Source organism: Hymenobacter sp. 5317J-9 (assembly GCF_022921075.1).
Lineage (GTDB): Bacteria > Bacteroidota > Bacteroidia > Cytophagales > Hymenobacteraceae > Hymenobacter.
Window position 1 is genome coordinate 2917360 of the sequence record NZ_CP095050.1, and the last position, 22184, is coordinate 2939543.

Consider the following 22184-nt stretch of genomic DNA (forward strand, 5'->3'; position numbering starts at 1 on the left):
CAGTGCCGTTTGGTCTAAACAATACGTGTTAGAAAAAACGAACCACAAAGCTCGTCTTTTCTAACACGTCTTCATAAACTCCGCAAGGCAAAATTTAGTGTATGCCCACGGCCGTCAGGTAGCGCTCGGCGTCGAGGGCGGCCATGCAGCCCGAGCCAGCAGCCGTCACGGCCTGGCGGTAGGTGTAGTCCTGCACGTCGCCGCAGGCAAATACGCCGTCCACGTTGGTTTTGCTGGTGCCGGGAATGGTTTTCAGGTAGCCCTGCTCGTCGTGGTGCAGGTAGGGCTGGAAAATCTTGGAGTTGGGCTCGTGGCCAATGGCCACGAAGAAACCGGTCAGCGGAATCTCTTTGGTTTCGTGCGTCAGCAGGTTCTTCACCCGGACGCCTTCCACGCTGTGCTCGCCCAGAATCTCATCCGTCACCGTGTCGAACAGCACCTCAATCTTGGGGTTATCCAGCACGCGCTTCTGCATGATTTTCGAAGCCTTCATTTCACCTTTGCGCACTATCATGGTCACCTTGCTGGCAAGGTTGGCCAGGTAGGTAGCCTCTTCGGCCGCCGTGTCGCCGGCGCCCACAATGGCCACCTCCTGCCCGCGGTAGAAAAAGCCGTCGCACACGGCGCAGGCCGAAACCCCCGAGCCGTTCAGCTTGGCTTCCGACGGCAGCCCGAGCCATTTGGCCGAAGCGCCCGTGGCGATAATCACGGCGTCGGCCGTCAGCTCAATGGTTTCGTCGATGGTCACCTTGCGGGGCGTCACCGAGAAGTCAACCGCCGTGGCGATGCCGTAGCGGATATCGGTACCGAAGCGGGCAGCCTGCTTTTTCAGGTCCTCCATCATCTCCGGGCCCATAATGCCGTCCGGATAGCCCGGAAAGTTCTCCACGTCGTTGGTAATGGTCAGCTGGCCACCGGGTTGCAGGCCCATGTACATAACCGGCGCCATGTTGGCGCGCGCCGCATAGATGGCAGCCGTATAACCGGCCGGGCCGGAGCCGATAATCAGGCATTTGATGTGTTCAGACATTGTGCAGTAGCGCGGAGTATTGCTCCGCGTATCGATGAACAAAAAATGGTGTTGGCTAACGGTGCCACCGGAGGGCGAAGCAACATGGATTGCCGCACCGTCCGGTAGACGCGAAACCGCGCAAAGCCGTACAAAAAACCCCAACCTTACAGTCGGGGTTTTTCATTCTGCAAAACTAATTGATTAGCCGAGATACGGCTTCAGCGCCTTCGAGCGCGACGTGTGACGCAGGCGGCGAATGGCCTTCTCCTTAATCTGACGCACCCGCTCGCGGGTCAGGTTAAACTTCTCGCCGATTTCCTCCAGCGTCAAAGCAGCTTCGCCGTTCAGCCCGAAATACAGCGTAATCACGTCGGCCTCGCGCTTGGTGAGCGTGCTCAGGGCGCGCTGCACTTCCTTGCGGAGCGAGTCGTTCATCAGGGCCATGTCCGGCGACTCTTCGTCCTCGTTTTCGAGCACGTCGAGCAGACGGTTTTCCTCGCCCTGCACAAACGGCGCATCCACCGACACGTGGCGACCCGAAATTTTCAGGGTGTCCACCACTTCCGAAGTGGTCAGCTCCAGTACTTCGGCAATTTCCTCCGGCGAGGGCTCGCGCTCGAACTTCTGCTCCAGTTCCGAGAAGGACTTGCTGATTTTGTTCAGCGAACCCACGCGGTTCAGAGGCAAACGCACGATGCGGCTCTGCTCGGCCAGGGCCTGCAGGATGGACTGGCGAATCCACCACACGGCGTAGGAAATGAATTTAAAGCCGCGGGTTTCATCAAAGCGTTTGGCCGCTTTGATAAGGCCGAGGTTGCCCTCGTTGATGAGGTCGCCCAGCGAAAGGCCTTGGTTCTGGTATTGCTTGGCTACCGACACTACGAAGCGCAGGTTGGCCTTGGTCAGCTTCTCGAGCGCCTGCTGGTCCCCGTCGCGGATGCGCTGGGCCAGCGTCACCTCTTCGTCGGGCGTGAGCAAATCAACCTTGCCAATCTCCTGGAGGTACTTGTCCAGCGACTGGCTTTCGCGGTTGGTAATCTGCTTACTAATTTTTAGCTGTCTCATGGGACTAGGTAAGAACGATAATCTGATGGGGTTATACGTAAGAAAAAGCCGCCCGGCCAGTCCCTAAGTCAGAGGAAGCCAACAGACTCCCCCTGACATTAGTTCGGCACCGGGGCAGTTGGCTAGGCTTTCGCCTCGCCGTTGCTGGCGGCGGCAGCCTCCGGCTTCGGCAGCAACACCTTGCGCGAGAGCCGGTATTTGCCCGTTTTCTTGTCGATTTCCACCAGTTTCACGTCAATGTCCTGCCCCACTTCGAGCAGGCCTTCCAGCGTCTGAATCCGCTCGTGCGTCACTTCAGAGATGTGCAACAGGCCGTCTTTGCCCGGCATAATCTCCACGAAAGCGCCGTAGGGCTGAATGCTGCGCACTTTGCCCTTGTACACCTCGCCCACTTCGGGCTGCGCCGCGATGGCGCGGATGCGGTCGATGGCGCCCTGCATGTCTTCCTGGTTGGAAGCGTAGATGCTTACGTGGCCCTTCTCGTCCTTCTCCTCAATAATCACCGTGGCGTTGGTGTCCTTCTGAATCTGCTGAATCACCTTGCCGCCCGGCCCGATTACCGCACCGATAAACTCTTTGTCGATGAGCATCTTGTGCGAACGCGGGGTGTGAGGCTTCAGCTCCGGCGCCGGGGCCGAAATCGTCTTGGCCATCTCGCCCAGAATGTGCAGGCGGCCCTCACGCGCTTGGTGCAGCGCGGCGGTCAGAATCTCGTTGCTCAGGCCCTGGATTTTGATGTCCATCTGGCAGGCGCAAATGCCTTTTTCCGTACCTGTCACTTTGAAGTCCATGTCGCCGAGGTGGTCCTCGTCGCCGAGAATGTCACTCAACACCGCGTACTCACCGGTTTCCTTGTCCTGCACCAGACCCATGGCGATACCCGCTACGGCGGCACGAACCTTTACACCAGCGTCCATCAGCGCCAGCGAGCCGGCGCAAACGGTGGCCATCGAGCTCGAGCCGTTCGACTCCAGGATGTCCGACACGATGCGGATGGTGTAGGGGTTTTCTTCTTCCGAAGGCAGCACCTGCTTCAGCGAGCGCATGGCCAGGTTGCCGTGGCCGATTTCGCGGCGGCCGGCACCGCGGTTGGGCTTCACCTCACCGGTCGAGTAGCCGGGGAAGTTGTAGTGCAGCATGAACTTCGAGAAGCCCTTGGTGAGGGGCTGGTCGATGATTTGCTCGTCGAGCTTGGTGCCAAGCGTGGCCGTGGTCAGGCTCTGGGTTTCACCGCGCGTGAAAATGGCCGAGCCGTGCGCGCCGGGCAGGTAGTTGATTTCCGACCAGATGGGGCGGATTTCGGTGAGCTGGCGGCCGTCGAGGCGCACCCGTTCTTTCACCATCATGTCGCGGATGGCCTTCTTCTCGGCCGAGCCATAGTAGCGGCTGAACATCTTCATGTCCAGCTCGGGCTGCTCAGCAATCAACTGCTCCAGGAAGGCCTTTTTCACCAGCGAGAAACCTTCCTTGCGGCCAGCCTTGCTGGTGTTGCCGCTGCGCGCCACGTCGTAGGCACCCTGGTACACGGCGTCGAGAATGCGCTTTTTCAACTCTTCGTTCTCCTCGTACTTGGGGTACTCGCGGGTGGGCGAGTCGGCGTTGCGGCCCACGGCGGCGGCCAGGTCAAGCTGCAGCTGCACCTGGGCTTTGATGGCTTCGTGGCCGAAGGCAATGGCCGCTACCATTTCTTCCTCGCTCACTTCGTGCATCTCGCCTTCCACCATGGCCACCGAGTCGCCGGTGGCACCCACGATGAGGTCCATGTCGGCGCGGGCCAGGTCCGAAGTCTTGGGGTTAATCTGGAACTGACCGTCGATGCGCGCCACGCGCACTTCCGAAATCGGGCCGGCAAACGGAATGTCCGAAATAGCCAGGGCAGCCGAAGCGGCCAAGGCGGCCAAGGCGTCGGGCTGCACTTCTTTATCGGCCGAGATGAGGTTAATCATCACCTGCACCTCGTAATGGTAGTCTTTGGGGAACATCGGCCGCAGGATGCGGTCGACGAGGCGGCAAATCAGGATTTCGTAGTCGCTCAGGCGGCCTTCGCGGCGCTGGAACGAGCCGGGAATCTTGCCGGCCGAGCCGAATTTTTCTTGGTAATCCACCGACAGCGGCAGGAAGTCAACGCCTTCGCGCTGGCTCGGGGCCGACACCACCGTGGCCAGCAGCATGGTGTCGCCGAGGCGCACCACTACAGCGCCGTCGGCGAATTTGGCCAGCCGGCCGGTTTCGATGGAAATGACGCGGCCGTCGGGCAGCGCCAGGGATTTGGTAATGGCTTGGGGTTGGGACATCAGCGGGGTTTGCTTGGAAAAGCGACAGCGGGCGAGCAGCCAAAAACGAGCACCGCCAGCGGCGTTCGTTACTCAGGGTATTTTACAGCAACAAGGCGCCGAAGAAAAACAGTGCCCGGGGCGGCCTCGGTGCCAAACCGACCCGAACAAAAAAAGAGTAGGGAACCTTCGTTGGAAGGCTCCCTACTCTCAGACTCTGGACTTACTTGCGGATGCCCAGCTCCTTGATGATGGCGCGGTAGCGGTTGATTTCGCGGTGCTGCAGGTAATCCAGCATGCTGCGGCGCTTACCTACCAGCTTCAGCAGACCGAGGCGGGTGCTGTGGTCCTTCTTGTTCACCTTGAGGTGCTCGGTCAGGTGGGTGATGCGGTGGGTGAAGAGAGCGATTTGCGACTCGGCCGAACCGGTATCGGTTTTCGATTTCTGCAGGCTGTTCTTTTCGAAGATAGCCTGTTTGGCTTCAGTGGTTAAAATCATCGGTTGATAGGTGTTACCCCGTCTTAGATTTTAGAATGAGAAATGAATTTTGGTTACCCCACACATTGGGGTGCCGCAAAGGTACGCAATTTTAAAACAGAATAAAAGCGCGTCTTCGGCTTTTTAAGCCCGGCCGTACCCCTGTCTCTGGCTAGCTCACCAGCTCTTCTTCCAGCTCCGTGATTTTGCGCAGCGCCGGGATGCCCACGCGCTGCGGCAGGCGGCGCCAGAAGTCCAGCTCCAGCAGGCCGGAGTCGTTGTAAGCCTGATACAGGAAGAACAACCCCACTGGCAGCAGCACCAGGTTCGAGAGCCACATGCCGATGCCCACGGGCATCACAAACTCCCGACCGTACTTCTCGCCCATGATGCTGAGCACGTAGTACACGATGAAAAACAGAATGGAAATGAGAATGGGCACGCCCAGACCGCCTTTCTTGATGATGGAACCCAGCGGGGCACCAATCATGAACATCAGCAGCACGGCCACCGACTGCGTGTATTTGCGGTACACCTCGATGCGGAAAAGCGCCGAGTTACGGGCGAACTCGTCCAGCCGCTCTGCCGTCGAGTTAGCGTACGATTGCAGGTTGCGGGCCCGGTTGAGGGCTTGCTGAATGATGGGCGCAGTAGTGGCCGGCAGCTTGGCCGCGGGCACCTGCAGGCCTTCCACCTTGCGGCTGGCGGCCCGCCCGGTGGTGTCGAAACGAATGTAGGCGTAGTAGCTGTTCATCTGCCGGGGCAGCATTTGCTCTTCGGTGCGCAATTTTTTCTGCACCGAGTCGGTGGCGTAGTGCAGCTGCGGGATGTTGAGCATCATCCGGTTTTGCTTGAACAGGTCCTCCTTGGTGCGGTTCATGCCGAAGGAAGCCAGCGAAAACGTAACCATGTTATGGTCGAAAGCCTGGCGCACGAAACTGGCCCCGGCGCGGTCCTGGGCATCGGGCTGCTCCACGTAGTTGTGGCCGTGAAACAGCTCCAGCCCTAGGTAGCCGCCGTTGAAGCGCGTGAACATGCGGCCCGAGTCGGCCAGCATCACCGTGGCGTTACCCGACTTCTGGGTGTGGTCGTATATCATGACGCCGTGCAGCTGGTCGCCATTTTCGCCGGTTTTCTTGTCCACCTTGATGGTGTAGCCGGGAATGCCGTTGTAGAAAACCCCCTCCCGGATGTCCAGCGCCAGCTTTTGCTGGCGCACGTCCCACAGCAGGCTGTAGGCTTTCAGGTTGGCGCGCGGCACAATGGTTTCATTGAACCAGAACGCCCCCACGGCCAGGCCCAGCGTAAGCAGTAGCACCGGCCGCAAAATACGCGTGAGCGCAATGCCCGACGCCTTGATGGCCGTCAGTTCATGGTGCTCGCCCAGGTTGCCGTACGTCATCAGCGACGAAAGCAGCACCGCCAGCGGCAGCGACACGGGCACAATCAGCACGCTGAAGTAAAACAGCAGCTGCAGCAGCACACCCGTGCCCAGGTCCTTGCCGATGATGTCGTCGAGGTATTTGAGCAGCGTGTGCGTGAGCAGAATGAACTGCACCACCGCAAACGTGAGCAGAAAAGGCCCGGCAAAGGCCTTCAGAATGAGTTTGTCGAGCTTCTTGAGCATAGAACGCGGCGCCGAGCAGAAAGGTCAGCTCAGTCCAAAACGACGAAGAAAGCGAAAAAGTACCGGCCAGTGCTTAAAATGCCGCCGCGGCTACCCTCCTACCTGCTCGCGCAGCTTGCCCACCAGACCTTCCCACATTTCATGCTGCTCGTCGGCGTCTTGGGCCAGCGAATAATCCACTACGCGTAGATATACTTCATCCGTTACTTGCGAAGAGTCGAGGGTAAATTCCAGAAAATTGGCATCAGGCACAGACTGACGGTGCTCGTCAAGAAAAATGAAGCGCACGGCCCGGTTCAGGCGCTGGCCCGTAATCTCGGCGAAGTGGTTGTCATTATCCCAGATAAAATTGAGGCGTTGCCCCTCCACGTAGCGCACGTCGTCGCAAAACCACTGCGAAAGACCCGATGCCGTAGCCAAATATGGAAAAAGAATTTTGGGAGAAGCGTTGATGGGAAATTCCACCACGAAGCGCGTTTTGGACTGAATATCAGGCGAAGCCATAGAAGGAAAAACGAGGGCGCCCGAATGACAACCGGCGTGAACCGGCGGAGCGCAGGATAAATACTATGTTTTTAGCCCCAAACCTTGCTTCGGGGCTGATTGGCGCGTTACCTTTGCACCCACAAAAAACCCGGCGGGGTAGCTCAGTTGGTTAGAGCACAGGATTCATAACCCTGAGGTCACGAGTTCAACTCTCGTCCCCGCTACTTCAAAAACCGTTTTGGCCGTGTGCCGAAGCGGTTTTTTTGGTTTAAGCCGGTTGGCGGTTGGAGTGCCGCCGGGTTGCCAGCGACGCCCCTATCGGCTTTCGCCTGACCAATGCCCGGAAACCGGGTTGCAAGGGCCCAAAACAAGAAAACGCTGAACCCGGGGTTCAACGTTTTCTTGATGGATAACGCCCGGAAGGGGTTACTTCGCTTTTTCCACGATGCCTTTGAAGGCCTCGGGGTGGTTGAGGGCCAGGTCGGCCAGCACTTTGCGATTGAGCTCGATGCCGGCTTTCTTCAGGCCGCCCATCAGCTGCGAATACGACAGGCCGTGCTCACGAGCACCGGCGTTGATGCGCTGAATCCAGAGGGCACGGAACTCGCGCTTCTTTACTTTACGGTCGCGGTAAGCATAGAGAAGGCCTTTTTCAACGGCGTTCTTGGCTACGGTCCACACGTTTTTGCGACGGCCGTAGTAGCCTTTCGCCAAACGCATGATTTTCTTACGGCGGTGGCGCGAGGCCACGTGGTTGACACTTCTTGGCATAACCTGGGGAGTTTTTGGCAGCCGGCGACGGGGTTAAGGTCTTAGAGCCGGAAGCCTGGTGAAATTTTAATGACAGACTAGAAATTCAGCATCTGGCGCACGCGGCTCATGTCGGCGCTGCTCACGAGGCCGGCGTGGGTCAGGCCGCGCTTCTGCTTCGTGGTTTTCTTGGTCAGAATGTGCGATTTGAAGGCGTGCTTCCGCTTCACCTTGCCCGTTCCGGTGAGCGAAAAACGCTTCTTGGCACCGGATTTCGTCTTTAATTTCGGCATTGTAGTGGTTATTGGAGGGTTGGTTGTTGATTGTTGATTGCTCACTGACCAGGGGTCGGGAAGCCATCCGCAACCGGGTAAAATCTATTCAGCTTCGGGGGAAGCCGGAGCTGCTTCGGCCGCTTCCGCGGGCTTAGCAGCTTTCTTTTCGGGTTTGGCGGCGTCGGCCGGGGTGGCGGGCTTGGCGGCGGGTTTCACTACAGCGGCCGCTTTGGGCGCCAGGTAGAGGAACATGCGCTTGCCTTCAAGCTTGGGCAACTGCTCTACTTTGGCCAAGTCCTCAAGGGCCTGCGCAAACTTGAGCAGCAGGATTTCGCCGCGCTCCTTGAACACGATGCTGCGGCCTACAAAGTGCACGTAGCTCTTGATTTTCGCGCCTTCGCGCAAAAACTCCTGGGCGTGCTTCACCTTGAAGGCGAAGTCGTGCTCGTCGGTGTTGGGGCCGAAACGAATTTCCTTGAGGACGACCTTGGTCTGCTTGGCCTTCAGCTCGCGGGTCTTCTTCTTCTGCTCGTACTTGAATTTCGAGTAGTCGATGACGCGGCAAACGGGCGGCGTGGCGGTAGGGGAAATCTCAACGAGGTCGAGGTTCTGGTCCTGCGCCATCTTGCGGGCCTGGTCGATGGAATACACGCCTTGCTCCACGTTGTCGCCAACAAGGCGCACTTCGCGGGCCGTGATTTTCTGGTTGATTTTGAACGGCTCTTCCACCTGCTGGCGGGGCACGTACCGACGATTCGGAGCTGCTATGGTTTGGTCCTCCTGCTAAAAAAGTGGCGGGGAATGAGATTCTGGGCGGTTTCGGCCGGGTAAGGCCTGGCAATCAGGGGGCAAATATCGGCATTTTTAATTGGAAAGGCAACTACCGCCACCAATCTATTTGTGGGTAGACACAAAAAAAGAACGTCATGCTGAGCGAAGTCGCAGCATGACGTTCTTTTTTGAGTCGGGCAATGCCTTACATTACTTCAGCCATCTGGCCTTGCACACTTTTAACAAACGCTTCCAGCGGCATCGAGCCTAGGTCGCCTTCGCCATGCTTGCGCACGCTGATGATATTGTCCTGCGCTTCCTTCTCTCCTACCACCAACAGATAAGGAATTTTGCCCATTTCGGCATCACGGATTTTGCGGCCGATGCGCTCGTCGCGGCCGTCTACGGTGCCGCGCAGGTCGTGCTGCTCCAGCTGTGCCTTCACCTGGTAGGCGTAGTCGCTGTACTTATCCGAAATGGGCAGCACGATGAACTGCTCAGGCGTGAGCCAGAGCGGAAAGTTGCCGCCGCAGTGCTCGATGAGCACGGCCACAAAACGCTCTAGCGAGCCGAACGGGGCGCGGTGAATCATCACCGGGCGCTGCTTGGAGTTGTCGGCGGCAGTGTACTCAAGGTCGAAACGCTCGGGCAGGTTGTAGTCAACTTGAATGGTGCCCAACTGCCAGCGGCGGCCAATGGCGTCGCGCACCATAAAATCGAGCTTGGGGCCGTAGAAGGCGGCTTCGCCGTACTCGGTGACGGTGTTCAGGCCTTTTTCGAGGGCGGCTTCCTGGATGGCGCTTTCGGCCTTTTCCCAGTTTTCGTCGGAGCCGATATACTTGGTTTTGTTCTCGGGGTCGCGCAGCGAAATCTGGGCGGTGAAGTCGGGGAAATCGAGGGCCTTGAGCACGTACAGCACGATGTCAATCACCTTCATGAACTCTTCCTTCACCTGGTCGGGACGGCAGAAAATGTGGGCGTCGTCCTGCGTAAAGCCACGCACGCGGGTGAGGCCGTGCAGTTCGCCCGACTGCTCGTAGCGGTACACGGTGCCGAACTCGGCGAGGCGCACGGGCAGGTCGCGGTAGCTGCGGGGCTCGGTTTTATAGATTTCGCAGTGGTGCGGGCAGTTCATCGGCTTGAGGAAGAATTCCTCGCCGGGGTTGGGCGTTTTGATGGGCTGAAACGAGTCGGCGCCGTACTTCTCGTAGTGGCCGCTGGTCACGTACAGCTCCTTGGCGCCGATGTGCGGTGTTACGACAGGCGAATAGCCGGCTTTCACCTGGGCGCGCCGCAGGAACTGCTCGAGACGCTCGCGCAGGGCGGTGCCTTTGGGCAGCCACAGCGGCAGCCCCGCGCCTACTTTCTCGGAGAAAGCGAACAGCTTCAGCTCTTTGCCGAGCTTGCGATGGTCGCGGCGCTTGGCTTCTTCGAGGCGTTCGAGGTACTCGGCGAGGTCCTTGGCTTTGGGGAAGGTGATGCCGTAAAGGCGCGTGAGCTGCTTGTTCTTCTCATCGCCGCGCCAGTAGGCGCCGGCCACGTTCATCAGCTTGGCAGCCTTGATGGTGCCGGTGTCGGGGATGTGCGGGCCGCGGCAGAGGTCGGTGAAGCCGCCCTGCGTGTAGAAGGTGATGTTGCCGTCTTCGAGGTTTTCGAGCAGCTCCAGCTTGTAAGGGTCCTGCTTCTCGGTGAAGTAGGCAATGGCGTCGGCCTTCGAGACCTCCTTGCGGATGTACTGGCTTTTGTTTTTGGCCAGCTCGAGCATCTTTTTCTCGATTTCGGGGAAGTCTTCGCTGCTGATGCTACGGCCTTCGCCGAGGTCGACGTCGTAGTAGAACCCGTTCTCAATGGCCGGGCCGATGGCCAGCTTCACGCCAGGGTATAGCGCTTCGAGCGCTTCGGCCATGAGGTGGGCCGAGGAGTGCCAGTAGGTGGATTTGCCGGCGGTGTCATTCCAGGTGAGGATGCTGACCTGCGCATTATCGGGCAAGGGGCGGTGCAGGTCGCGCACTTCGCCGTTAACCGTCACGGCCAAGGCGTTGCGGGCCAAACCTTCGGAAATGCTGGCGGCCAGGTCGTAGCCGCTGGCGCCGTCGGCGAGCTCGCGCTGCGAGCCGTCGGGGAGGATGATGTTGAGCATAATCGGTGGCCCGCGGTGAGCGCAAAGCCGACGCAAGTTACAGCCAGCCGCCGGAGAAACGAAGCCACAAAGGTCCGAATCCTCATTTTCAAGGGCTCTGGCCTGCCTCTGCGGCACACATCCTGCCACGAAGGTGGAGGCAACAGCCCCCAATCATGAAAGCCGGCCCAGGGCTACATGCCCGGGCCTCGGGGCGCCAAGGCTTCTATTGGTGCAGGCCGAAGCCGTGGCGCGGCCGGACGGCGGTAGTAGTAGCGCGGGCCGGAACGCAGGCTGTCGGGCAAAGAAGCCTGCACCTGTTCGTTCGTTTTCCAGACTTTAAAAGTCCAGTGGGCGTTGCCGGGGTTTTCGGCCACCAGCTGGCGGTATTGGGCCAGGGCTTCGGGCAAACGGTTTTGCGATTCGAGGGCTTCGGCTAGCAGGGCGCGGGCTTCGGGCAGGCGCGGGTTGCGGCGCAAGGCCCGCACAAGGTGCTGGATGACGGCTTTGGGCTGGCGGGCTTTGGCCGCGGCGAGGCCCAGGCGGTAGTCGGCGCGGTACACGGTGGTGTCGAGAGCCAGCGCCCGGCGGTAGTACCATAGGGCGCTGTCGGGGCGGCCCTGCAGCTCCAGCTGTCGGCCGTAGTCGTAGCGCAGCAGGCCCGACGTGGTGTCGAGGCGCATGCCCAGGGCGGCGTAGCGGGCGGCATCGGCCGGGATGCGCCAGGCATTGAGCAGAAAGGCCAACTGGTGCAGGATTTCGGTTTCGTGCGGGTCCCGCGCCAGGGCATCCTGCAGGTATTGCACGGCGGTGGAAGTATCGGCGGTGGCGGCGTAGGCCAGGCCTTTGTAGAAAAGCGCCGCAGGCTGGTCGGGGTCGAGGCGCAGGGTGCGGTCGAGGTTGTCGAGGGCCGCGGCATAGTTGCGGGCCGCGAGGTGGGTTTCGCCCACCAGCAAGGGAAGTTCGGGGCCGCCAAAACCGTGCTCGGCGGCCTGCCGGGCGGCGGCGAGGGCCGCTTTTAGCTGCCCAATGGCCCGAAAAGCCCGAGCCTGCAGGAAGTACAGGTTGCCGTCGGTGTCGTCAATCTCAAGAGCCGCAGCGATGTCGGACAAAGCCGCCCGCGGCTGCCCGGCGGCCAAGCGCAACGTAGCCCGCTTGGCCAGCAGGGCCACATTGCGGGGCGCGCGCGCAATGGCGCCGTTGAGCTCATCGGCTTGCACGCGGGGCCCGCTTTGCACCGTGGCCAGATTGACCAAAGTATCGGGCCTTTCGGCGGGCCCAGTTTGGCAGGCCGCCGCGAGCGTCAGCGCCGGCAGCAACGTCCGCGGCGAAAACCGGAAGCACGGCATAATGGGAAGCACGGGGGCAGGTGAAAAGAAGAGCAAAACTGCTTCCGACAAAAATACAAACAGCAAGTTGGGGCTAGCGCCCGGCAGCGGCTCTCTTCGGCGCCGGCGCCTCCTTTTTACCGGCTGAATCGGCTGGCGGCGACACTTTTTCGGGAGCAGGAACCGGAGCCGACGCGGGGGGTGACTTTTCCGAATGCCGGGCATCAGCACGAATCAGGGGCGGCAGCATTTTGCGGCACAGGCGGCTGATTACGAGGTCGTCGCTGGTAATGGGAGAAATTTTATCGGCCTCCTGCAGTACTTCAATGGCCCGGCGGCGGCGCCCCTGGTAGCGGCACATGCGGGCCAGGTCGTAGCAGAACTGCAGGTTTTGGGGGGCCATGGCATGGGCTTTTTCCAGGTGCTCGATGGCCTCGCGGCTGTCGCCGCCCTCGGGCACGCCGCCCAACACCAACTTACTGTAGAGGCGTTCGAGCAGGTTGTAGTGCGCCACGCGGTATTGCCAGCGGCCCAGCAGCTGCCAGGCTTCGGGCAAGTCGGGACGGCGCTCAGTGGCTAGGTACACGTGTGAGCGGAGGTCGCGAAACGCGGCCAAACGTGCCCCGGCGCTGTACAGCGTGGCCTGATTGAACAGAGCCAGGGCTTCGGCGTAGTTGCTTTCGCCGCCTTCGGGCCGCAGCAGCATGGCGCGGTCGGCGTACTGCCGGGCGGCGTTGAAATAGGCCGATTTGCGGGTTTCGTCGGAGTAGCGGTTGCCGATGCGCACGCTGAGTACCGCTGACTGCCACAGCGCTAAATAATGCGTGGGCACGGTGCTCAGAATTTCCTGGTACACGGCCAGGGCTTCCGATTCCTTGAACTGATTGACCAGACTGGCGGCCTGAAACAGCTTGGCCCGAACGGCAGGCGGGTCGGGTACCGTCGCGGGGGCCAAAACGCGGGCTACCACCACCCGGCGCTTGGCCGGCTGCGCCCGGGCCGGGCCGGACATCAGCGCCCCCATGAGCAGAGCGGGCAGCCACCAATGTTGTTTAAGCCACTTCACCAGAAAAGCCAGGAACGTGTAATCAGATTTGCGCAAAGAACGGCACGGTGCGCCCAGGGTTAACACACACCGGCTTTTTGTTGAGGGTTCCCTGATGAACCCGGCATCAAAACACTCAATACAAGACCCACCGTAAACCCAAAGGCCGGGCCCGAACATTCCGGACCCGGCCTTTAAGGCACATAAGGCACAACGTGGATGCGCTGCTAGCGAACTTAGAATAGCCCCAGCTGCGCCTTGGGCCGCTTCAGCAGCTCACGGGCCTGGGCCACTTCGGCGTCGGTAACATCGACGGGGCCGGTGGGTTCGGCGCGGGACGCTTCGGTGGCCGCGGCAGAGTCAGTGGTTTTGGGCGCAGCAGCGCGCTTTTTGGCCACTTCGCGGCGCTGGGGCTCGGGGCCTTCGTCGGTGAGCAAGGCCACGCCGTGCACCTTGAAGTAGTTGAGCTTGTTGCCCATGGCCTTCCAGCCTTTCACGTCGATGAATTCGTGCAGGCTGATTTCTTCGGTTTCCTTATCGGCTTTCTTGTCTTTCTGCACCTTCACTTCCACCACCGGCTCGGGGTTGGCCGTCACGGCCAGCAGTTTCGAACCTTTGGTTTCGGAAATGAACGTAAAGCGTTTGCTCAGCGTGCTGGTTTCAATCTTGAACCGTTTGACGTAGTGCACCTTGGTTTCGCCGTCCATATACACCACCGATAGCGCCACTTCGGGCTCGAACTTGCGCAGCAGCACAATGTTGGGCACGTCGTAGTGAATGGCCGGGTCGGGCGGCGTGAGTTCGTAGCTGCCATCTTTGAATACCACCAGCACCGTATTGTCGGTGTCGAAGGTGCCCAAGTAGCGGCCGTGACCGGCCGTATTAAGGCGGCCCACTACGCTATCGAAGAACATTTCGCGGCCGCCGAGCGTGGAGTCGCCCAGGGCTTTCTGGGTGATTTTCTTGATGGGCTGCTTGGTCACGATGTTGCCCATCGAGCCCTTGCCCTTGATGGCGAGGTCAGCGAAGTCGAAGTCAAACTGCTTCACCCGCGCCGGCGCCTTATCAGAAAGCTGTATGCTTACGATTTCAGACTCGGAGTTGGGGTTGGCTGTGAGGTAGAGAGTTTTGGTGCCCTTGGTGCCCTTGGTGAGGTCGTACACTTTGTCGCGCGTGATGCCCGACACCAGGAAGCGCTTGGCGAACGAGATACCCGAGGCGCCGTCGAGGTACACCATGTTGTACACCAGGCGGTCATCGTTCTTATTGTACACGCCCACGTGCAGGATATCCTTGCCCACGAAGGTCTTTTCGGCGATTTTGCTAACTGTGAACGTGCCGTCGCGCCGAATAGCAATGATGTCGTCCAGGTCGGAACAGTCGCAGATGGTGACGGCGTTTTCGTCCTTTTTCAGGCCGTAGCCCACAAAACCGTCGGCGTAGTTCACGTACAGCTTCTGGTTGGCCACGGCCACTTTCTGGGCCGTCACCACATCAAACGTGCGGAGCTGGGTTTTGCGCTCGCGGCCCGCGCCGTACTTCTTCAGCAGGCCCTTAAAGTAGTTGATGGCGTAGCGCGTGAGGTTCGCCAGGTGGTCGGCCACCTCAGCCATTTCGGCTTCCAGCTTCTGAATGTACTCATCGGCCTTGAAGCCGTCGAATTTGGAAATGCGCTTGATGCGAATTTCGGTCAGGCGCGTCAGGTCGTCTTCCGTGATGGCGCGGCGCAGCAGGATGCGGGTGTCGTCGGCCCGGGCCTTCTCCCCTTCCACGCGCACAAATTTCTTCAGGCCCTTGTCAATCGTTTCGAGGATTTCCTCCCAGGTTTCGCACTCCTCAATCTTGCGGTAGATGCGGTTTTCGATAAAAATCTTCTCCAGCGAAGCGTTGTGCCATTTCTCCCACAGCTCATCCTGACGGATTTCCAGCTCGCGCTCCAGCAGCCGCACCGTGGCCTTAGTGCTTTGGCGCAGCACGTCTTCAACACCCACAAAGCGGGGCTTCTCGTCGATGATGACGCAGGTGTTGGGCGAGATGCTGATTTCGCAGTCTGTGAAGGCGTACAGCGCATCCATGGTCAGGTCAGGGCTCACGCCCGTGGGCAGCTGCACCTGGATTTCCACGTCGGCGGCCGTATTGTCGACCACCTTCTTAATCTTGATTTTGTTGGCCTCGCTGGCCTTCACGATGCTTTCCATCAGCGCCGTGGTGGTGGTGCCGTAGGGAATGTCGCGAATGACGAGCATGGTCTTGTCGACCTTCTCGATGGTGGCGCGCAGGCGGATTTTGCTGCCGCGCATGCCCGAGTTGTAGTTGCTCACATCGCAGAGGCCGCCGGTCGAAAAGTCCGGAAACAGCTGCACGTCGTGGCCCCGCAGCACTTCAATGCTGGCCTCACACAACTCGCGGAAGTTGTGGGGCATAATCTTGGTGCTCAGGCCCACGGCAATGCCCTCCACGCCCTGCGCCAGCAGCAACGGGAATTTTACGGGCAGCGTGGTGGGCTCGCGCTTGCGGCCGTCGTAGCTGAGCTGCCACTCGGTGGTGTCGGGGTTGAACACCACATCAAGGGCAAACTTGCTCAGGCGCGCCTCGATGTAGCGGGGCGCGGCGGCGCCGTCGCCGGTGCGCACGTCGCCCCAGTTGCCTTGGGTTTCGATGAGCAGGTCTTTCTGGCCCAGGTTCACCATGGCGTCGCCGATGCTGGCGTCGCCGTGTGGGTGGTACTGCATGGTTTGCCCAATGACGTTGGCCACTTTGTTGAAACGGCCGTCGTCCATCTCTTTCATGGCGTGCAGAATGCGGCGCTGCACGGGCTTGAGACCGTCTTCAATGGCGGGCACGGCGCGCTCCAGAATCACATAGGAGGCATAGTCCAGAAACCAGTTCTGGTACATGCCTCGCACCGTGGCCACGTCGTGGATGGTTTCGCCGGGGGCAAACTTGGGCTCTTCCTCGGTTTCGGGCTCGGTGATGAGCGGGGCCTCCACCTCGGGCGAGAGTTGGCCAAACAGGTCGGCGGCGCCGGGCGCGTCCGTTGCCTCGGCGTCGGAAGCCAAACCGGCCTCATCAGCAGGAAGCTCAGGCACTGCAGCATCGGCTGCGGCGGCCGGCGAGAAGGCGGCCAGGTCAAAATCGACCGAATCGCCGGGCTGCAGAAATTGTGGGTCGAGCGGGTCAGAATCAGGAGTATCGAGAGATGCCACGAGGTAAGCGAAAGAAGTCGGCGAACTGCCGTCAAAAGTACCAGAATCAGCGCGGAGCGCAACTATTACTAAGCAAGGAAGGCGGCCAAAAGTTCCCAATAATTTTAGCCGCCGCTCTAAAACACCGCCAAACGCAGTGCAGCACAAAATCCCCTATTCAACCCAAATTACAGAAGTTAATCGACAACAAACAAGCTAAAATAAATAGCCAAACCAGGATACCTTAGTTTAGAACAGAACTCTCACCGCACACTCAAACGGGCACACACGAAAAAAGCCCGCGCCAAAGGTGCGGGCTTTTCCGTGGAATTTGCCGACTAGTCTACCCCTAGTCGACGGTTCAAACGTACGCATTTTTTTTTCTATACACCAAATTTGGCACGTTTTTTTTCCAATATGAGGAGCCTGGCATTCTCAGATGTGGAACCGGGCGCAACGCTCTTTATCGAACGATTTCTACCCAACCTTTCGTCTCGATGCCGCAATTGGGCTGACGAATCAGGTAGTGGTATACTCCAGCCGGCAAGTCGCTGCCCGTCCATTCGCTGCGGTAGGTCTTGGTTTCGTACACCAAGCGGCCCCACCGGTTAAAAATCTTCAGTTCGGGCGTTCCGTACGAGGCCGGCACTTTGAAGTATGCATTTTTATCATCGCCGTTAGCCGTGAGGATGTTAGGAATGTTAAAGGTCTTGCTCAGCTTCACGTTGAATTCCACTACGGCCGGGCACAACAGGCCCTGGTCGATTTCGACGCGGTAGCGGCCGGGCGACGTCACGGAAATGCTTGGGGTGCGAGCGCCGGTGTTCCAGTTGTAGGCACGGCCGGACACGAAGGGCGTAAGGCGGGCCGGGTCGAGCACTAGCAGCTGGCCGCAATCGAGGGAGTCGACCACGGTGCGCACAGGCCGCGGCACGGCGTTGCCAATGGTGTATTCGATGGTGGTGGGGCAAGCCTGGCCAAGCTGCTGCACCTGCACGCTGTACCGGCCAGCGGCAGTAACGGTCAGGGTGGGCGACTGGGTGCCGTTGTTCCAGGTGAAGGCGCTTCCCAGCACCGGCGGCGACAAGCGGGCCGGGTCGAGCACCAGCTGCTTGCTGCAGCCCAGGGTATCGAGCACGGCGCGGGCCGGGGTGGGCGCCGCCACCACTACCTGCAGGCTGAGGCTGGCCGTGGCCGGCCCGCACGAAGTGGCGGTATTGCGGCGCGTGGCCACCAAACGGGCCGTGTAGGTGCCCGCCGTGGTGTACGTGTGCTGCGGCGCTTTGGCGGTGTCCAGCGGCGAGCCGTCGCCGAAGTCCCAGCTATAGGTATTGGAGCCGTTGGTGATGTTGACGAACTGCAGCGCATAAGGCGCGCAGCCCGCGGGGGGCGACTGCACCACCAGCTGCAGAGCCGAGGTGGCCGACGGCGCCAGGTCAAACTTGAACGCAGCCCCGTCGTTCGAAGTGGTCAGGCCGGCCGAGTAAGCACCTGGCGTGGTGCCAAAAGCTTTGCCGGTGTTGCAGGTAATGTGGTACATCGTGCCGGCGCGGGTGATGTAGTTGGACGCCGCGTAATGGAGGTGGGTGGCAAACGAAGGTCCCTGGCTGGTGTTCAGCTCGCCGATGTACGTGCCGTAGAGCAGCGACGTGGCGTTCTCGCCCAGCACGCACAGGTACAGGCTGCGGGCCTGCTGCGAGTAGGCATCGGGCGTGCGCGGGCAGCCGGGGTTGGCCAGGGCACCGGCGTAGGCGCTGAAATACAGGCGTCCGCAGTTGTCGCGGCCGAAGCCGGTGAGCACGTTGCAGCTGCTCAACGCCTGAAAGCCGACCACCGAAATCTGAGTCGCAAAGAGCGTGCTGCTCAGGGCCGGGTTTAGGCCGTGCACGAAGATGCCGGTGGTGCCCGAGACGTATGCGCCGTAGGCGCTGCCGGTGCGCAGGTAGGTGCCCTCGCTGGCGCCGCCCACCAGCACGTTGCCGTTGGCATCGAAATCGAGAAAACGGGCCACGTCGTTGCTGGTGGTGCCCAGGAAAGTACCGTTGAGGCGGGTGCCGGTGCTGCTGAAGCGCAGCACAAAGCCGTCGTTGCTGTTAAAGCTGGAGCTGCTGCCCGGGGCAGTTGCCAGCAGGCCGCCCGCGCCAACCGGGAAATTGGTGCTCTGGGTGGCGCCGCACACGTACACATCGCCATTGGGGGCCACTTTTACGTCGTGGCCACGCTCGGCGCTGCTGCCGCCCAGGTAAGTCGACCACCGCAGGGCCGTCAGCGTGGGCGACAACCGGGTGAGGACCCCATCGGCGCCGCCCCCGGAGTTGTTCTGGAAGGCGTTGGCGCGCGGGTAGTCGTTGGAGAAACTGGTGCTGGTCACCAACACGTCACCCGTGGTGGGGTCGGTGGTGATGCTGCCGGGAATGAGCGACGTGGAGGCCGCCTCGTCGCTGCTGCCGCCCAGGAACGTGGACGCCAGAATACTCGTGCCGGTGGCGTTGATGCGCGTCACCACGAGGTCGCGGCCGTTGCCGCCGTTGTTGAGGGTGCGGTCGTAGGCGCCGTTGGTGGTGGGATAATCAGTGGAAATGGTGGAGCCCAGCACCAGCAGCTCACCGGCCGCGTTGATGTCGAAATCGAGCGGGTAATCATCGACGTTTGCAAACGTGCTCGTGCCGCCGCCGCCCAAGTAGGTGGCATAAATGAGGCTGTTGCCCGTGGCCGACAGTTTAGAGATGCCGATGTTACCGTAGGCAAACGTCGACTTGATGGCGCCCAGCGTGACGGGATAGCCGCTGCCGAGCACGTAGCCGCCGGTGTACATATTGCCCTGCGCATCGGCCACGGTGGTGTTGGCCGACTCACCGCCCGGCGAGCCGGAGTACGTCGAAAACACCAGCACGGGGTCGATGACCAGGCGCTGGGCCGGGTTGTACTCCTTGCCCAGTGCAAACGTGACCTCGTGGCCGCGCAGCACGAAGCGGCAAGGCACGGCCCGCCGCTGGCCGCTGGCCGACAGCTGCCAAGCCACGGGGGCCTGCTCGCGCACATCGCCCACGCTGGTGCGCAACTGCAGGTGGCCTTCGGGCGTGATGCTCAGGCCGTCGAGGCCGTCGTAGCGAAGGCGAATGGCAGCTGGGCGGGCGCCCGGGGCCAACTCAAAGTCATACTCCAGCTGGCCGCTGCCCTGCTGGTGCCAGCGCAGGTCCACGCCGGGATACACGGCCCGGTAGCGCACATCGGCAAACAGCGGCACGGCCGAGGCCCAATGGGAAGGGTCATTGCCGAGAAAATAGTTGCGGTAGGCCACCTGCTTCTTTTCGCCGGCCACGGCCGGAGCGGCCGCCGCACCCACCATCGTCACGCGAAAGGCGTGGCTGGCCACCGGCTTGCGCTCGGCCAGCGCAGCATCGGCGTGCGTCAGACCGGGATACAGGTGGTAGGTGAAGGCGTTGTTTTCGAGGTAGAGGCGGCCGTCGGGAATGTCGACGGCGTACTTCACCCGGCGTTCCCATTGGCCTTTGTTGGCCACGAAGGGTAGCGTGGCCGTGGGTCCCTCGGCGAGTGCCGCGCCGGCACTCCCTAGCAGGGGTAGTAGAAGAACAACCTGTTTGGTAAATGTGGTCATTTAAGAAAGGAATAAAAATTTTTCAAAGTTACCTGCTTCGGGTTAGTAACGCGTCAATAATCGAACCATTGCAGTCAATTTCGAGAAATTATTTTCACCCAAAAGCTCGTCATATTTGAGCATTAAAAAAGCCCCCGGCGAGTGCCGGGGGCTTGACCGTTTGGGTCCCGCTACGGTTGCACGGGTTATGCTTCGGCCGGCACTTCGGCGGCGGGCAGCACGTCGCTGGTGATGAGGTCTTTTTCGAGGCGCAGGTTGTCGATGATGAATTCCTGGCGGGCGGGCGTATTCTTGCCCATGTAATAGGTCAGCACCTGCTGGATGCTGCGGTCGGACTGCAGAATCACCGGCTCCAGCTTGATGTTTTCGCCGATGAACTTGCCGAATTCATCCGGCGAAATCTCACCCAGGCCTTTGAAGCGCGTGATTTCGGGATTGCGGCCCAGCTTTTTGATAGCGGCCTGCTTTTCCTGCTCGTTATAGCAGTAGATGGTTTCCTTCTTGTTGCGCACTCGGAACAGCGGCGTTTCGAGGATGAACACGTGGCCGTTGCGCACCAGGTCGGGGAAAAACTGCAGGAAGAACGTGAGCAGCAGCAGGCGAATGTGCATGCCGTCCACGTCGGCATCGGTGGCCACCACCACGCGGTTGTAGCGCAGGTGCTCAATGCCTTCCTCGATGTTGAGGGCGTGCTGCAACAGGTTCAGCTCCTCGTTCTCGTACACAATCTTCTTCTTGAGCCCAAAGCAGTTCAGCGGCTTGCCGCGCAAGCTGAACACGGCCTCCAGTTCCACGTTGCGGCTCTTGGTGATGGAGCCCGATGCGGAGTCGCCCTCGGTGATAAACAGCGTAGTAAGCAACTCCTTTTCAGCACCGTCCTTGGCGTTTTCGCCCAGGTGGAAGCGGCAGTCGCGCAGCTTGCGGTTATGCAGGTTGGCCTTTTTCGCGCGCTGGTTGGCCAGCTTTTTTACGCCGGCCATGTCCTTGCGCTCCCGCTCGCTCTGCTCGATGCGCTTGCGCAGGGCCTCGGCCACGGCGGGGTTCTTGTGCAGGTAGTTGTCGAGGTTGTCCTTAACAAAATCGACGATGAAGCCGCGCACCGTGGGACCGTCCTCGCCCATGTTCACCGAGCCGAGCTTGGTTTTGGTCTGGCTCTCAAACACCGGCTCCTGCACGCGCACCGAGATGGCCGCAATAATGCTGGCCCGGATGTCGGAAGCGTCGTAGTCCTTCTTGTAGAACTCGCGCACTGCCTTCACCACCGCCTCGCGGAAGGCCGCTAAGTGCGTGCCGCCCTGCGTCGTGTACTGCCCGTTCACGAAGGAATAGTACTCTTCGCCGTAGTCGTTGCCGTGCGTCATGGCCATCTCAATATCCGGCCCTTTCAGGTGGATGATGGGGTAGCGCAGGCTCTCCACGTCGGCCTTGCGGGCCAGCAGGTCGAGCAGGCCGTTTTCGGAATAGTACTTCTGGCCATTGAAATTGATGGTCAGGCCCGCGTTCAGGTAAACGTAGTTCCAGATTTGATTTTCGAGGTACTCCGGGATGAAGCGGTAGTTCTTGAAAATCGTGTCGTCGGGCTGAAACACCACCAGCGTGCCGTTGCGCTGGCTGGTTTTTTGGGGCTTGGGGTCGCTCACGAGCTTGCCCTGGGCAAACTCGGCCGCTTTCATCGTGCCTTCGCGCACGCTTTGCACCAGGAAGTAACCGCTCAGGGCGTTCACGGCCTTGGTGCCTACGCCGTTGAGGCCCACCGACTTCTGGAACACCTTGGAGTCGTATTTGCCGCCGGTGTTGATTTTGCTCACCACGTCCACCACCTTGCCCAGCGGAATGCCGCGGCCGTAGTCGCGCACCTGCACGCGGGAATCCGAAATCTTGATGTCGATGGTGCGGCCGTGGCCCATCACGTGCTCGTCGATGCAGTTGTCAACGACTTCCTTCACCAATACGTAGATGCCGTCGTCGTAAGCTGAACCGTCGCCGAGCTTGCCGATGTACATGCCGGGGCGCAGGCGGATGTGCTCGCGCCAGTCCAGCGAGCGGATGCTGTCTTCGTTGTAGCCGTGGTCGGGCGCTTTGGCGGATGCTTGCGGGGCTTCGGTAAGTAGTTCGTCGTTCATTGGGGCAACTGTTCGCCGGTTTTCGGGT

General features: G+C 60.3%; 14 protein-coding genes, 1 tRNA gene and 1 pseudogene. 1 reads left to right on the forward strand and 15 read right to left on the reverse strand.

Annotation, left to right across the window (positions count from 1 at the left end):
* Positions 1–94: 94 nt before the first annotated feature.
* The 6 genes from trxB to MUN81_RS12380 all read right to left on the reverse strand — a co-directional run bounded on the left by trxB (position 95) and on the right by MUN81_RS12380 (position 6959).
* Positions 95–1030 carry a thioredoxin-disulfide reductase gene (gene trxB, locus MUN81_RS12355; protein WP_245110792.1) on the reverse strand — a complete coding sequence of 312 codons (936 nt, stop codon included), beginning with the start codon at positions 1028–1030 and terminating at the stop codon, positions 95–97.
* Positions 1031–1213: 183 nt separating this feature from the next.
* On the reverse strand, positions 1214–2077 hold the full coding sequence (locus MUN81_RS12360; protein WP_035566352.1) for a sigma-70 family RNA polymerase sigma factor: 864 nt from the start codon (positions 2075–2077) through the stop codon (positions 1214–1216).
* A 122-nt stretch (positions 2078–2199) separates the two neighbouring features.
* Positions 2200–4371, reverse strand: coding sequence for a polyribonucleotide nucleotidyltransferase (pnp, locus tag MUN81_RS12365; RefSeq protein WP_245110794.1), 2172 nt, complete (start codon positions 4369–4371; stop codon positions 2200–2202).
* A gap of 202 nt (positions 4372–4573) precedes the next feature.
* Positions 4574–4849, reverse strand: a complete 276-nt coding sequence (gene rpsO / locus MUN81_RS12370; RefSeq protein ID WP_196291764.1) for a 30S ribosomal protein S15 — start codon at positions 4847–4849, stop codon at positions 4574–4576.
* Positions 4850–5000: 151 nt separating this feature from the next.
* Positions 5001–6455: an LptF/LptG family permease gene (locus tag MUN81_RS12375; protein WP_245110795.1), complete on the reverse strand. Its 1455-nt coding sequence runs from the start codon at positions 6453–6455 to the stop codon at positions 5001–5003.
* Positions 6456–6545: 90 nt separating this feature from the next.
* Positions 6546–6959 carry an START-like domain-containing protein gene (locus tag MUN81_RS12380; protein WP_245110797.1) on the reverse strand — a complete coding sequence of 138 codons (414 nt, stop codon included), beginning with the start codon at positions 6957–6959 and terminating at the stop codon, positions 6546–6548.
* A gap of 132 nt (positions 6960–7091) precedes the next feature.
* On the opposite strand from MUN81_RS12380, the gene MUN81_RS12385 reads away from it, so the two are divergent.
* Positions 7092–7165 (forward strand) — tRNA-Met (locus tag MUN81_RS12385).
* Between the two features lie 202 nt (positions 7166–7367).
* Here MUN81_RS12385 and rplT read toward each other — a convergent pair.
* The 9 genes and pseudogenes from rplT to MUN81_RS12430 all read right to left on the reverse strand — a co-directional run bounded on the left by rplT (position 7368) and on the right by MUN81_RS12430 (position 22156).
* A complete protein-coding gene (gene rplT, locus MUN81_RS12390; RefSeq protein WP_168672944.1) occupies positions 7368–7712 on the reverse strand; it encodes a 50S ribosomal protein L20 in 345 nt (114 codons plus the stop codon).
* 77 nt (positions 7713–7789) lie between these two features.
* The gene (gene rpmI / locus MUN81_RS12395) at positions 7790–7984 is read right to left on the reverse strand and encodes a 50S ribosomal protein L35 (RefSeq protein WP_245110799.1); all 195 of its coding nucleotides are present in this window, start codon (positions 7982–7984) and stop codon (positions 7790–7792) included.
* A 207-nt stretch (positions 7985–8191) separates the two neighbouring features.
* A pseudogene (gene infC, locus MUN81_RS12400) lies at positions 8192–8695 on the reverse strand (translation initiation factor IF-3); the annotation flags it as partial.
* Positions 8696–8942: 247 nt separating this feature from the next.
* On the reverse strand, positions 8943–10877 hold the full coding sequence (gene thrS / locus MUN81_RS12405) for a threonine--tRNA ligase (RefSeq protein ID WP_245110800.1): 1935 nt from the start codon (positions 10875–10877) through the stop codon (positions 8943–8945).
* A 173-nt stretch (positions 10878–11050) separates the two neighbouring features.
* Positions 11051–12217 carry a tetratricopeptide repeat protein gene (locus MUN81_RS12410; RefSeq protein WP_245110802.1) on the reverse strand — a complete coding sequence of 389 codons (1167 nt, stop codon included), beginning with the start codon at positions 12215–12217 and terminating at the stop codon, positions 11051–11053.
* Between the two features lie 61 nt (positions 12218–12278).
* Entirely contained in the window at positions 12279–13286 is a 1008-nt protein-coding gene (locus MUN81_RS12415) for a tetratricopeptide repeat protein (protein WP_245110803.1), read from the reverse strand.
* A gap of 179 nt (positions 13287–13465) precedes the next feature.
* Positions 13466–16153: a DNA gyrase/topoisomerase IV subunit A gene (locus MUN81_RS12420; RefSeq protein ID WP_245117387.1), complete on the reverse strand. Its 2688-nt coding sequence runs from the start codon at positions 16151–16153 to the stop codon at positions 13466–13468.
* Positions 16154–16877: 724 nt separating this feature from the next.
* Positions 16878–20033, reverse strand: coding sequence for a gliding motility-associated C-terminal domain-containing protein (locus tag MUN81_RS12425; protein ID WP_245110805.1), 3156 nt, complete (start codon positions 20031–20033; stop codon positions 16878–16880).
* A 185-nt stretch (positions 20034–20218) separates the two neighbouring features.
* Complete coding sequence (locus MUN81_RS12430) at positions 20219–22156, reverse strand: DNA topoisomerase IV subunit B (RefSeq protein WP_245110807.1); 1938 nt, start codon at positions 22154–22156, stop codon at positions 20219–20221.
* Positions 22157–22184 lie beyond the last annotated feature (28 nt).

Bases quoted from the DNA above. Each gene is read 5' to 3' on its own strand.
- rpmI (WP_245110799.1), bottom strand. From the start codon at position 7,984: ATGCCGAAATTAAAGACGAAATCCGGTGCCAAGAAGCGTTTTTCGCTC.
- MUN81_RS12430 (WP_245110807.1), bottom strand. From the start codon at position 22,156: ATGAACGACGAACTACTTACCGAAGCCCCGCAAGCATCCGCCAAAGCG.
- thrS (WP_245110800.1), bottom strand. From the start codon at position 10,877: ATGCTCAACATCATCCTCCCCGACGGCTCGCAGCGCGAGCTCGCCGAC.
- pnp (WP_245110794.1), bottom strand. From the start codon at position 4,371: ATGTCCCAACCCCAAGCCATTACCAAATCCCTGGCGCTGCCCGACGGC.
- MUN81_RS12375 (WP_245110795.1), bottom strand. From the start codon at position 6,455: ATGCTCAAGAAGCTCGACAAACTCATTCTGAAGGCCTTTGCCGGGCCT.
- rpsO (WP_196291764.1), bottom strand. From the start codon at position 4,849: ATGATTTTAACCACTGAAGCCAAACAGGCTATCTTCGAAAAGAACAGC.
- rplT (WP_168672944.1), bottom strand. From the start codon at position 7,712: ATGCCAAGAAGTGTCAACCACGTGGCCTCGCGCCACCGCCGTAAGAAA.
- MUN81_RS12425 (WP_245110805.1), bottom strand. From the start codon at position 20,033: ATGACCACATTTACCAAACAGGTTGTTCTTCTACTACCCCTGCTAGGG.
- MUN81_RS12360 (WP_035566352.1), bottom strand. From the start codon at position 2,077: ATGAGACAGCTAAAAATTAGTAAGCAGATTACCAACCGCGAAAGCCAG.
- trxB (WP_245110792.1), bottom strand. From the start codon at position 1,030: ATGTCTGAACACATCAAATGCCTGATTATCGGCTCCGGCCCGGCCGGT.
- MUN81_RS12380 (WP_245110797.1), bottom strand. From the start codon at position 6,959: ATGGCTTCGCCTGATATTCAGTCCAAAACGCGCTTCGTGGTGGAATTT.